Consider the following 11,572-nt stretch of genomic DNA (forward strand, 5'->3'; position numbering starts at 1 on the left):
CCCAGAGATCTCTGGGCGCCCCCATCCTCGTACCGCTCGGGAAATCGTCAGCCGTCCTCCCGCCGCACCGACAGCAGGTCCTCCAGCTGCTCCTCCCGGGCCTGCGCGGCCACGAACAGCAGCTCGTCGCCCGGCTCCAGGGAGTCCTCCTTGGACGGCGTGAGGACGCGGTTGCCGCGGATGATGGTGACCAGGGAGGTGTCCTGCGGCCACTCGACATCGCCGACCTGGGTGCCGGCCAGGGCCGACTCCTCGGGCAGGGTGAGCTCGACGAGGTTGGCGTCACCGTGGCTGAAGCGGAGCAGCCGGACCAGGTCGCCGACGCTCACCGCCTCCTCGACCAGGGCGGACATCAGGCGCGGGGTGGAGACGGCGACGTCGACGCCCCAGGACTCGTTGAACAGCCACTCGTTCTTGGGGTTGTTCACCCGGGCCACGACGCGCGGAACGCCGTACTCCGTCTTCGCGAGCAGCGACACGACCAGGTTGACCTTGTCGTCGCCGGTCGCGGCGATGACGACGTTGCAGCGCTGGAGCGCCGCCTCGTCCAGGGACGTGATCTCACACGCGTCGGCGAGCAGCCACTCCGCCTGTGGCACCCGCTCCACCGAGATGGCGGTCGGGGCCTTGTCGATCAGCAGGACCTCGTGGCCGTTCTCCAGCAGCTCGCCCGCGATCGAGCGGCCGACCGCGCCGGCACCGGCAATGGCGACCCTCATCAGTGACCGCCCTCCTCTTCCGGGCCCTCGGCGAACGCCGCCTCGACCTTCTCGACGTCGTCCGACCGCATCATCACGTGCACCAGGTCGCCCTCCTGGAGCACCGTCTGCGAGGTGGGCAGGATGGCCTCGCCCAGACGGGTCAGGAACGCCACGCGGACGCCCGTCTCCTCCTGCATCTTGCTGATCTTGTGCCCGACCCACTTCGGCGAGGCGTGCACCTCGGCGAGCTGCACCCCGCCGGTGGGGTCGCGCCACAGCGGCTCCGCGCCCGAGGGCAGCAGGCGGCGCAGCATCTGGTCGGCGGTCCAGCGGACCGTGGCCACGGTGGGGATGCCCAGGCGCTGGTAGACCTCCGCGCGGCGGGGATCGTAGATGCGGGCCGCCACGTTCTCCACGCCGAACATCTCGCGGGCCACCCGCGCGGAGATGATGTTCGAGTTGTCACCGCTGGAGACCGCGGCGAATGCGCCGGCCTCCTCGATGCCTGCCTCGCGCAGGGTGTCCTGGTCGAATCCGACCCCGGTGACCCGGCGCCCGCCGAATCCCGGGCCGAGCCGGCGGAAGGCGGTGGGGTCCTGGTCGATCACGGCGACCGTATGGCCCTGTTGCTCCAGGGTCTGGGCAAGAGCGGAGCCCACTCTCCCGCAGCCCATGATGACGATGTGCACGGTTCTACTCCGCACTCCTCGCTAGGCCGCTGACTTGCGTGAACGTCGTGCTCATATCCTTCTCTCGGGCTCGCCGGGCAACGGGTGGGGGACCCGTTCCGGGTCCGCCGGGCAACATCATGCCGGGGATTCCCGCCGGTGATCCCCCGTGGGTACCGATCGCGGCTCTCCAGTGCCCGCATCCACGGTAGCCGCAGGCACCGGCAGCCGGACCCTCGGCAAAAACAGCCAAAGATTTGACCCAAGGAACGGCCAAGTGGCCGCTCACCGCCGCGTGATGCTGCGCACGCTCCACAGCGTCAGGATTCCGAGGCCGGCGACGGCGGTCACGGCGCCGATCAGCTCTGCGGTCGCGGGCATCGAACCTCCGAGGGGCGGCGACATGCGGGGTTTGCCATCTAGGCATGGTGGGCAGCCGGACCACGGAATCCGCAGTTCCAACCGTCTGTGAGTTCACTCGTCGGGAATAACCGAGACGGCGGGTGGGCGACAGCCAGTTCGAAGGCTTACGATCCTCTCTCGTGTCCAAACTGACCGACGTGCCCAAACGGATCCTGATCGGGCGCGCACTGCGCAGTGACCGGCTGGGCGAAACACTCCTGCCGAAGCGCATCGCACTCCCCGTCTTCGCCTCCGACCCGCTGTCCTCCGTGGCGTACGCCCCCGGCGAGGTGCTGCTGGTCCTCTCCATCGCGGGCGTGTCGGCGTACCACTTCAGCCCCTGGATCGCGGTCGCGGTCGTCGTGCTGATGTTCACCGTGGTCGCCTCCTACCGCCAGAACGTGCACGCCTACCCCAGCGGCGGCGGCGACTATGAGGTGGCCACCACCAACCTCGGTCCCAAGGCCGGGCTCACCGTCGCCAGCGCGCTGCTCGTCGACTACGTCCTGACCGTCGCCGTCTCCATCGCCTCCGGCATCGAGAACCTGGGCTCCGCGGTCCCCTTCGTCGTCGAGCACAAGGTGTTCTGCGCGACCGCCGTGATCGTGCTGCTCACCCTGATGAACCTGCGCGGCGTGAAGGAGTCCGGCAAGCTCTTCGCGATCCCGACGTACGTCTTCGTCGGCGGCGTCTTCATCATGGTCGCGTGGGGCGCCTTCCGCGGCCTGGTCCTCGGGGACACCATGCGGGCGCCCACGGCCGACTACCACATCAAGGCCGAGCACCAGGGCCTGGCGGGCTTCGCCCTCGTCTTCCTGCTGCTGCGCGCCTTCTCCTCCGGCTGTGCCGCGCTCACCGGCGTCGAGGCGATCTCCAACGGCGTTCCGGCCTTCCGCAAGCCCAAGTCGAAGAACGCGGCGACCACGCTGGCGATGATGGGTCTGCTGGCGGTCACCATGTTCTGCGGCATCATCGCCCTGGCCATGGCCACCAAGGTCCGCATGGCCGAGAACCCGGCCACCGACCTGCTCCACAACGGCGTCGCCCTCGGCGCCGGCTACGTCCAGAACCCGGTGATCTCCCAGGTCGCCGAGGCGGTGTTCGGCAAGGGCAGCTTCCTGTTCGTCGTGCTCGCCGCCGCCACCGCCCTGGTGCTGTTCCTGGCCGCGAACACGGCGTACAACGGCTTCCCCCTACTCGGCTCGATCCTCGCCCAGGACCGCTACCTCCCGCGCCAGCTGCACACCCGCGGCGACCGCCTGGCCTTCTCCAACGGCATCGTGCTCCTCGCGGGCACGGCGGCCTTGCTCGTCGTCATCTACGGCGCCGACTCCACCCGCCTGATCCAGCTGTACATCGTCGGCGTGTTCGTGTCCTTCACGCTCAGCCAGACCGGCATGGTCCGGCACTGGAACCGCCATCTCGCCACCGAGCAGGACCAGGCCACGCGCCGCCACATGGTGCGCTCCCGCGCGATCAACGCCTTCGGTGCCTTCTTCACCGGCCTGGTGCTGGTCGTCGTCCTCGTCACGAAGTTCACGCACGGAGCCTGGGTGGCACTCCTGGGCATGTGCATCTTCTACGCGACGATGACCGCGATCCGTAAGCACTACGACCGGGTCTCCGAGGAGATCGCGGCCCCCGAGAGCCCGAGCGACGACAGCGTACGGCCGTCCCGGGTGCACTCGGTCGTCCTGATCTCCAAGATCCACCGCCCCGCCCTGCGCGCCCTGGCCTACGCCAAGCTGATGCGCTCGGACACCCTGGAGGCGCTCACCGTCAACGTCGACCCGGCGGAGACGAAGGCGCTGCGCGAGGAGTGGGAGCGGCGCGGCATCGACGTACCGCTGAAGGTGCTGGACTCGCCCTACCGCGAGATCACCCGCCCGATCATCGAGTACGTCAAGGGCCTGCGGAAGGAGTCGCCGCGCGACGCCGTCTCGGTGATCATCCCCGAGTACGTGGTCGGCCACTGGTACGAGCACCTGCTGCACAACCAGAGCGCGCTGCGCCTCAAGGGCCGCCTGCTGTTCACGCCGGGCATCATGGTGACCTCGGTGCCGTACCAGCTGGCCTCCTCCGAGGCGGCGCGGAACCGGGCCCGCAGGCGGCAGGAGTGGAACGCGCCGGGTGCGGTGCGCCGCGGTCCGGCCGAGCAGCGGGCGCACGCGGAGAAGCAGCCCAGCGCGAGGGACTGACGCGGGCGCCGGGGAACGGGCGGCGGCACGTAGACTGGTGGGCTGTTGTCAGGCCCCCGTCGCGGGCCGCCCCGTCCCTCCCCGATCTGGAGTCACCCCACCATGCAGGCAGAACCGAAGAAGTCGCTGGTGGGGGAGGAGTACGAGGTCGAGATCGGCCCCGTCGCCCACGGCGGTCACTGCATCGCCCGCACAGCCGAGGGGCAGGTGCTGTTCGTCCGGCACGCGCTGCCCGGCGAGCGCGTCGTGGCCCGGGTGACGGAGGGCGAGGAGGGCGCCCGCTTCCTCCGCGCGGACGCCGTCGAGGTCCTCGAGGCCTCCAAGGACCGCATCGACGCCCCCTGCCCCTACGCCGGCCCCGGCCGCTGCGGCGGCTGCGACTGGCAGCACGCCAAGCCGGGCGCCCAGCGCCGCCTCAAGGGCGAGGTGATCGCCGAACAGCTCCAGCGGCTGGCCGGCCTCACGCCGGAGGAGGCCGGCTGGGACGGCACCGTCGTGCCCGCCGAGGGCGACAAGCTGCCCGCCGGCGAGGTGCCGCAGTGGCGGACGCGGGTGCAGTACGCGGTGGCCCCCGACGGCCACGCCGGTCTGCGGCGCCACCGCTCGCACGAGGTCGAGCGGATCGACCACTGCATGATCGCCGCGGCGGGCGTCAGCGAGCTGGGCATCGAGAAGCGCGACTGGACCGGCATGGACGTGGTCGAGGCGATCGCGGCGACCGGCTCGCAGGACCGCCAGGTGGTCCTCACTCCGCGCCCCGGCGCCCGCCTCCCGCTGGTCGAACTCGACAAGCCCGTCTCGGTCCTCCGGGTCGACGAGAGGTCCGGCGGCGTCCACCGCGTCCACGGCCGCCCCTTCGTCCGTGAACGCGCGGACGGCCGTACCCACCGTGTCGGAGGCGGCGGCTTCTGGCAGGTCCACCCCATGGCCGCGGACACGCTGGTCACGGCGGTCATGCAGGGCCTGCTGCCCCGCAAGGGCGAGATGGCCCTCGACCTCTACTGCGGCGTCGGGCTCTTCGCCGGCGCCCTCGCCGACCGCCTCGGCGAGGCCGGCGCGGTCCTCGGCATCGAGTCCGGCAAGCGCGCGGTCGAGGACGCCCGCCACAACCTCGCCGACTTCCCCCGCGTCCGCATCGAACAGGGCAAGGTCGAGTCCGTCCTGCCCCGCACCGGCATCACCGAGGTCGACCTCATCGTCCTCGACCCCCCGCGCGCGGGCGCCGGCCGCGCGACGGTGGCCCATCTGGCCTCGCTGGGCGCCCGGAGGATCGCCTACGTGGCCTGCGATCCCGCCGCGCTGGCCCGGGACATCGCGTACTTCCGCGAGGGTGGATACCGGGTGCGGACGCTGCGGGCGTTCGATCTGTTTCCGATGACGTCGCACGTGGAGTGCGTGGCGATCCTGGAGCCCGCCCAAAAGGGGCTTTGACCTGCGGATCCTTCTGGATTCCTCATGCGTGGCCGGGTGTGCTCGACCTGTTCCGCAAAGTCCACCGCGTGGAGAGTGTCGCAGGCTCCCGTCACGTGTCTCACCTGCGGCTTCGCGCAGCGGGGCGCGGGTGGGGAGCGCTCTGCCTCGACTTCGTGGGGGCGGTTGGGGAACGTCTTGACGCTCGTTCGACGCTGATTCTGGCGCCCGCGACGAGCTGCTGGCCGGGGCGGTCCTGGCCGGATCCGACCCGACGTCGCGGGCGCCCTCTGCCGTAATGCTCAGGATTCCCGGGGTAGTTGCTGAAGGAATTGCTGGAAGGTGTGGACCTCGCTGCCGGCCAGAGGGGCGCCGTGAGCGAAGCCGACTGCTTGGAGGTCCTGGGGTATGCGGGCCAGGCTGCCGGGTCGCAGGTGGGGATCGGCGGCGAGTGCGGCGGGGCCGATGGCGAGTTTGCCGCGGTTGAAGGCTGCGTCTCCCATGAGGATGGTCCGGCTCGGTTCGTGCATCAGCACGATGTGGCCGGGCGAGTGGCCCGGGGTGTGGATGACGCGTAGCCCGTCGCTGCCATCCACGATGTCTCCGTCGGAGACGGTGCCGTCGGCGGTCGTGGGGGCCCAGTGGAGTTTGGGCAGGCGGTCGATGAGGCGGCCGATGACACCGGAGCGTCCTTGGGCCGGGACGCGTCCGGCTTCCAGCCAAGCGCGGTCGGCGTCGTGGATGAGGATGTGCGCGCCGGTGTGGCGGCGGAGTTCTGCGGCGCCTTGTACGTGGTCGGGGTGGGCGTGGGTGAGGATGACGCGGCGGATGTCGTAGGGCTTGCGGCCCAGGTCGGCGACCGTGTGGAGAAGTACGCCGGGGGCTTTGGACCATCCGACGTCGACGAGGGTGAGGCCGTCGTCGCCCTCGATGAGGAAGGCGTTGTCGCGCTTGCTGGTGGCGATCCGGGTGACGCCGGGAGCGAGCTGGCTGTGCATGAGAGTCCCTTGAATCGTGGAGCCTGCAAGTTCAGAGGGGAGAGAACCTTGCTGGGGGCGGTAGCGACACCGCTCCCGGCAAACAGGCTCAATGGCCGCGTGCGGCCGGGCCGGGTATGTAGCCTTCGCGGGCGAGTTTGGGCAGGATGCCGCCGTGGGCGAGGATGTCGAGGACCAAGGGTGGTAGCGCGCCTCCGTTCAGCCGGGTTCCGGACTTGGTGTTCTCGGCCCAGCCGTTGGCGAAGTCGAGGCGCGCGGTGTCGCCGTCGGTGAACGCCTCGGTGGCGCCGGGGACGGTCAGGGCGGGCAGGCCGTGGTTGATGCAGTTGCGCAGGAACAGGGAGTTGAACTCCTCCGCGATCAGCGCGGCGATGCCCAGCTCACGGAACAGCGCGGCGACGGGACGGGACGAGCCGAGGCCGAAGTTGCGGCCCGCCACAACGATGTCGCCCACCTCGGCCTCGTCGGTCCATCCTGGGCGCAGCTCGTAGAAAATGTGCTTCGCGGCTTCGCGCACGGGCAGTTTCATGGCGAATGCGGGGTACATGGCGTCAGTGGTGACGGAGTCGCCGACTACCCAGACGCGTCCGGTGATGAGGGTGTCCATCAGCTGAGTTCCCCTCGCGGGTCGGTGACGTGGCCGGTGAGGGCGGAGGCGGCGACGGTGGCGGGGGAGGCCATGTAGATCTCCGCCTCGGGGCTGCCCATGCGGCCGGTGAAGTTGCGGGTGGAGGAGGTCAGGCAGACCTCGCCGGGGGCCAGCAGGCCCATGTGGTAGCCGAAGCATGCGCCGCAGGTGGAGTTGGTGACCACCGCGCCGGCATCGGCGAGGTCTTGCAGGTAGCCGGCGCGCATGGCGTCCTTGTAGACCTCCTGGGAGGCCGGGGTGATCAGCAGACGTACTCCCGGCGCCACTTGGCGGCCACGCACGATGTCGGCGGCGATCTTGAGGTCTTCGAGTTGTCCGTTGGCGCAGGATCCGATGAAGCACTGGTTGACCGGGCGCTTCTCGATCGCTGATATCGGCAGCGAGTTGTGGCTGACGGTGCCGGGGCGGGCGACGTAGGGCTCCAGCGACGAGAGGTCCACGCTGCGTACGGCGGCGTAGTTGGCGTCAGGGTCTGGGTCGGCCGCTGTGTAGGAGCCGGGGGGTGCTCCGTGGGCGGCGAGGAAGTCGCGGGCGAGGTCGTCGATGGGGAAGGTGGAGAAGTCGGCGGAGATCTCGGCGCCTTGGGTGGCGATGGTGCGCCGGTCGTTCATGGGGATGGAAGCGAGGCCCGGTCCGCCGTATTCGAGGCTGTGGTTGGTGGCGTCGCCGTAGGTTCCTGCGATGTACAGGAAGATGTCCTTCCCGGAGACGGCGTCGGGCTTGGTGCCGGTGAATTCGTAACGGATGGTGGGCGCGGCCTGGAACCAGGTCTTGCCGGTGCAAAGGATCGAGTACACCTCCGCCGGGCCGAGACCGCGGGCGGCGGTGTTGTAGGCGCCTGCGGCGCAGGTGTGGGAGTCGGTGCAGGCGAGGATCTCGCCGGGGCGGGCGAGGCCGTTCTCGGCGATGACCTGGTGGCAGATGCCGTGGCGGCCGACGTCGTAGAACTTCTCTATGCGGAAGTCGCGGGCGAAGGCGCGGGCGTGGGTGCCGCCTATGGCGTCGTGCACGTTGGGGGCGGGGACGGCGTGGTCCATGATGACCGCGACCTTGTCGGGGTCGTTGATCTTCAGGGGTTGGATCCAGCTGGTGGCGAACTGCAGGTCGATCATCACGGTCATGTCGACGTCGCAGACCACCGTGTCACCGGCGCCCACCTTCTTCAGGCCGGCTTTGCGGGCGAGGATCTTCTCCATCATGGTCATGCCCATCAGGCACCGTCCTTGGTGTGGTCGCGGTAGCGCTCGCCGATCGCGGACCACTCGCGCAGCCCGACGAGTTCGAACAGGCCCTGCGGGCCGGGTGTGGCTTCGGGCATGGTGCCGCCAAGGCGGCCCAGGGCCTCCAGCCCATGGAGTACGTAGGGGGCGAGCAGGGCTCCGGGGTGGATGGCGATCCGGAAGCCGAGTTCGGCGAGCCGGTCGGGTGCGGTGTCGGGGGTGAGGCCGCCCTGCACCATGTTGATCAGCAGTGGGGCGTCCACCTCGGCGGCGATCTTCTCGATCTCCCCGATGTTCTGCGGAGCTTCGACGAAGAGGACGTCGGCGCCCGCGGCCGCGTAACGGCCCGCGCGGTCGATCGCCTCGTCGATGCCCAGTGGCCCGCGGGCGTCCGTACGGGCGATGATCACCAGGTCGTCGTCGGTGCGTGCTTGGAGGGCGGCGTCCAGCTTCTCGGTGAATTCCTTGGGCGAGACGAGCTCCTTGTCGGGCAGGTGGCCGCACCTTTTCGGGAATGCCTGGTCCTCCAGGTGGAGGGCGGCTACCCCGGCCTTCTCGTATTCGCGCACGGTGCGCGCGACGTTCATCGGTGCGCCGTAGCCGGTGTCGGCGTCGGCGATGAGCGGGATGCCGTCGAGTGCGGTGACCACGATGCGGGCCCGGTCGGTCATCTCGCTCTGGGTGAGCAGCCCGATGTCGGGCAGGCCGAACCCGGCGACGGACACCCCTGCGCCGCTGAGGTAGGCGGCGCTGAAACCGGTGCGGGCCACGAGGTGGGCGGAGAGGCCGTCGAACACGCCCGGGGCGGTGATCAGCCTGTTCTGGGTGAGCAGTGAGCGCAGCCGGCCACGCGCGGTGGGCGTCGCCGAGGTGGAACTTCCCTGTGGAGACGGTGTCACGAGGACTCCTCGCAGTTCGTGATGGGTCAGTCGAGGACGCCGCGCGCGGGGGCGGCGAGCAGGTCGACCAGGCGGCGGAGATCCGGCTGGTCTTCGAGGTCGAGGACGATGTGTTCGATCTCGGCGGCCCTGTCGGCATCGATGACGCCAGCGGCCAGCGCCCGGTACTTGTCCCGGATCTCGACGTTCGTGAGCGGATCGTCCGGGCCGCCATGGGGCTGGTTGAGGGCCTGGGTGACGACCGAGCCACCGCGCAGCGTGATCGTGAGGCGGGTGTTGTAGCCGCGCTGGGTCCAGCTGGGATCCTGCGGCTCGTCAACCTGCTTCACCTCGGTGCGGCCGATCAGCTGCCAGACGTCGTCGGCGTCGATCCGGGCCGGCGTGAACTGCTCCGGGCGCACGTGGCCGTCCAGGAGGGCCACGGCGGTGGCGTAGGCGATGTTCATCTGGGCGCCGATGGTGGTCAGGGGGCGTTCCGGGGGCCACCACCCGTGGTGGTAGATCGCGTCGGGTACCTCGATGCGGAGGGATTCGATGTCGTCGGCACCGAGCGTGCGGCCGTCGGTCAGCGCGAGGGCGGCGTCGATGGCGGGGTGGAGCCCGCCCATCGCCGCATGGATCTTCACCGTGATCTGCTCGGTGTTCCATTCCTCGCCCAGGCCCTTGGTGATCTGGGTGGCGTCGGGGTCGTGGCCTTCACCGAAGGTGGACAGGAACCCGCCGTAGGGGCGCTCGAAGACCTTCTTGATGCCGGTGTAGCCGGCCTGGGCGAGTCCGGCGGCGTAGAAGCCGTTGCGCGAGGCCAGGCCGTGGTGCATCCGCTTCGACATCGCCTCGTACTGCGCGGCCATCAGGCCGGCGGACTGCGTGGCGGCCAGGCCGAGCGCGTCCTCGAACGCGGCGGCGTCCAGGCCGCGCATCGCCCCGGATGCGGCGGCGGCAGCGTGCGTGCCGAAAACCGAACCGGAGTGCCAGCCACGGGAAAGCATTTCCGAACCGTGCAGAGCCAGGCCCACCCGGGTGCCGGTCTCGAAGCCGAGGACCGTCGCCCGGAGGAACTGCGCGCCCGTGACCGACGGCAGTTGTGACGCGGTGGACAGCAGCGCGGGCAGGACCAGGGAAGTGCTGTGCAGCGGGGCGGCCGGGTAGTAGTCGTCCAGCTCGAAGCCCTGAATGAACGTGCCGTTCAGAACCGCGGCTGCCGGGCCGCTGGTGGTGCGACCCCAGCCGATCACCGGGACTTCCCCGGCGCCCTCCAGGTCCAGGACCGCCTCCACAGCGGTGCGCGACCACGGCAGCTGGGCGCCGATCAGCGCGCAGGCCACGCCGTCGAGCACCAGGTGTGCGGCCCGCTCCCGCACCGAGGCGGGGATCTGCTTCAGCGAGGTGGCGGTCAGCCAAGTGGCCAGCTGCCCCGTGGGGCCGCTCGGGTCGGTGGGCTGCCGGGTGGTCGTTGGCGTCGGTGCGGACACCGCGCTCACCTCCAATGTCGTGGCCCGGATCGGGCGGCAAGAGCGGTCCGGCCTCTCGCGACCGGCTCCGATTACAATTTATAACATCTAGTTTTAGAGGGTGGGTGGGTAGCATGGGCGGGTGGCTCTCAAGCGAACCTGTCTCCCCCGTACCGCCGAAGCTGTGGCTCTGGCGGAGCTCCGCGACGCGATCGTCCGCGGTGACCTGGCCCCTGGCGCGCCGATCCGTCAGAGTGCGGCTGCCGAAGAGCTGGGGCTGAGCGTCATCCCGGTCCGCGAGGCCCTCAAGACGCTGGCGGGGGAGGGGATCGTGACGTACGTCCCGCAGCGCGGTTACACCGTCACCGAGCTGAGCCCGCAGAGTGTGGACGGCATCTTCCGGATCAGGGAGCTCCTGGAGGCGGAGGCCGAGGCGAACGCCGCGGCCCGGATGCGGCCCGAGGACATAGCCGCGATGCGCGCTGCTCTGGAGGCCCAGCGTGCCGCCGTCGCCAGGGTCGATGTGCAGGGAGTGATCACCCACAACCGGAATTTCCACTTCGCACTGCTCGACCGCTGCGACAACGAATGGATGCTGCGCTTCGTCCGGCAACTGTGGGAGGCCCTGGAGCCGCACCGCGCCCTGTCCTACCGTCGCGGAGCCGCCTCCGGCGACCTCGCGCGGATCGAGGCGATCCTCACCGAGCACGACGACATCGTCACCGCTTTCGAGGACGGCGACCGGGTTCTCGCACTGCGCCTGCTGGCCGAGCACCGCACGCAGGGGCGCTCCGACTTCCACCGGCTGCTCATTTCACCCGAGGGCCGGTAGGGCGCTCGCCGTGCTCTTACCGGGTCGCCACCGAGGAGCGCAGGAACCGGGGGTCTCCAACTGCTGGCCCTCGAAGTCGAGTGAGTGAGCGTGACCATGTATGAGTGAGTGTCGTTGTCAGAGTGTGAATCTGACGGAGTGGGC

Annotated in this window: 10 protein-coding genes; 3 read left to right on the forward strand and 7 right to left on the reverse strand. The window is 70.0% G+C overall.

Features of this window, described 5'->3' with window-relative positions; translation table 11 throughout:
* Positions 1-47: 47 nt before the first annotated feature.
* On the reverse strand, positions 48-719 hold the full coding sequence (locus tag ACWGJM_RS48375) for a potassium channel family protein (protein WP_361439548.1): 672 nt from the start codon (positions 717-719) through the stop codon (positions 48-50).
* Positions 719-1,390: a potassium channel family protein gene (locus ACWGJM_RS48380; protein ID WP_390735390.1), complete on the reverse strand. Its 672-nt coding sequence runs from the start codon at positions 1,388-1,390 to the stop codon at positions 719-721. The genes ACWGJM_RS48375 and ACWGJM_RS48380 overlap by 1 nt, the downstream gene beginning before the upstream one ends.
* A 521-nt stretch (positions 1,391-1,911) precedes the next feature.
* On the opposite strand from ACWGJM_RS48380, the gene ACWGJM_RS48385 reads away from it, so the two are divergent.
* Together ACWGJM_RS48385 and ACWGJM_RS48390 are read left to right on the forward strand one after the other, a co-directional pair.
* Positions 1,912-3,969, forward strand: a complete 2,058-nt coding sequence (locus ACWGJM_RS48385) for an APC family permease (RefSeq protein WP_453418169.1) — start codon at positions 1,912-1,914, stop codon at positions 3,967-3,969.
* A 102-nt stretch (positions 3,970-4,071) separates the two neighbouring features.
* Positions 4,072-5,400: a class I SAM-dependent RNA methyltransferase gene (locus ACWGJM_RS48390; RefSeq protein ID WP_453418170.1), complete on the forward strand. Its 1,329-nt coding sequence runs from the start codon at positions 4,072-4,074 to the stop codon at positions 5,398-5,400.
* A gap of 281 nt (positions 5,401-5,681) precedes the next feature.
* Here ACWGJM_RS48390 and ACWGJM_RS48395 read toward each other — a convergent pair whose 3' ends face one another.
* The 5 genes from ACWGJM_RS48395 to ACWGJM_RS48415 form a co-directional block, all read right to left on the reverse strand.
* Positions 5,682-6,377: an MBL fold metallo-hydrolase gene (locus tag ACWGJM_RS48395; RefSeq protein ID WP_453418171.1), complete on the reverse strand. Its 696-nt coding sequence runs from the start codon at positions 6,375-6,377 to the stop codon at positions 5,682-5,684.
* Between the two features lie 88 nt (positions 6,378-6,465).
* Positions 6,466-6,984 carry a LeuD/DmdB family oxidoreductase small subunit gene (locus tag ACWGJM_RS48400; RefSeq protein ID WP_453418172.1) on the reverse strand — a complete coding sequence of 173 codons (519 nt, stop codon included), beginning with the start codon at positions 6,982-6,984 and terminating at the stop codon, positions 6,466-6,468.
* Positions 6,984-8,237: a 3-isopropylmalate dehydratase large subunit gene (locus ACWGJM_RS48405; protein WP_453418173.1), complete on the reverse strand. Its 1,254-nt coding sequence runs from the start codon at positions 8,235-8,237 to the stop codon at positions 6,984-6,986. Before ACWGJM_RS48405 ends, ACWGJM_RS48400 begins: the two co-directional genes overlap by 1 nt.
* Positions 8,237-9,145 (reverse strand): isocitrate lyase/PEP mutase family protein, encoded by a 909-nt coding sequence (locus tag ACWGJM_RS48410; protein ID WP_453418174.1) that lies wholly within the window; start codon positions 9,143-9,145, stop codon positions 8,237-8,239. Before ACWGJM_RS48410 ends, ACWGJM_RS48405 begins: the two co-directional genes overlap by 1 nt.
* A gap of 26 nt (positions 9,146-9,171) precedes the next feature.
* Positions 9,172-10,617, reverse strand: coding sequence for an MmgE/PrpD family protein (locus ACWGJM_RS48415; protein WP_453418175.1), 1,446 nt, complete (start codon positions 10,615-10,617; stop codon positions 9,172-9,174).
* 121 nt (positions 10,618-10,738) lie between these two features.
* Here ACWGJM_RS48415 and ACWGJM_RS48420 point away from each other — a divergent pair, with 121 nt between their 5' ends.
* Positions 10,739-11,428 (forward strand): GntR family transcriptional regulator, encoded by a 690-nt coding sequence (locus ACWGJM_RS48420; RefSeq protein WP_453418176.1) that lies wholly within the window; start codon positions 10,739-10,741, stop codon positions 11,426-11,428.
* The last annotated feature ends 144 nt before the right edge of the window (positions 11,429-11,572 follow it).

The sequence above is a fragment of the Streptomyces sp. NPDC054834 genome, from assembly GCF_053611185.1.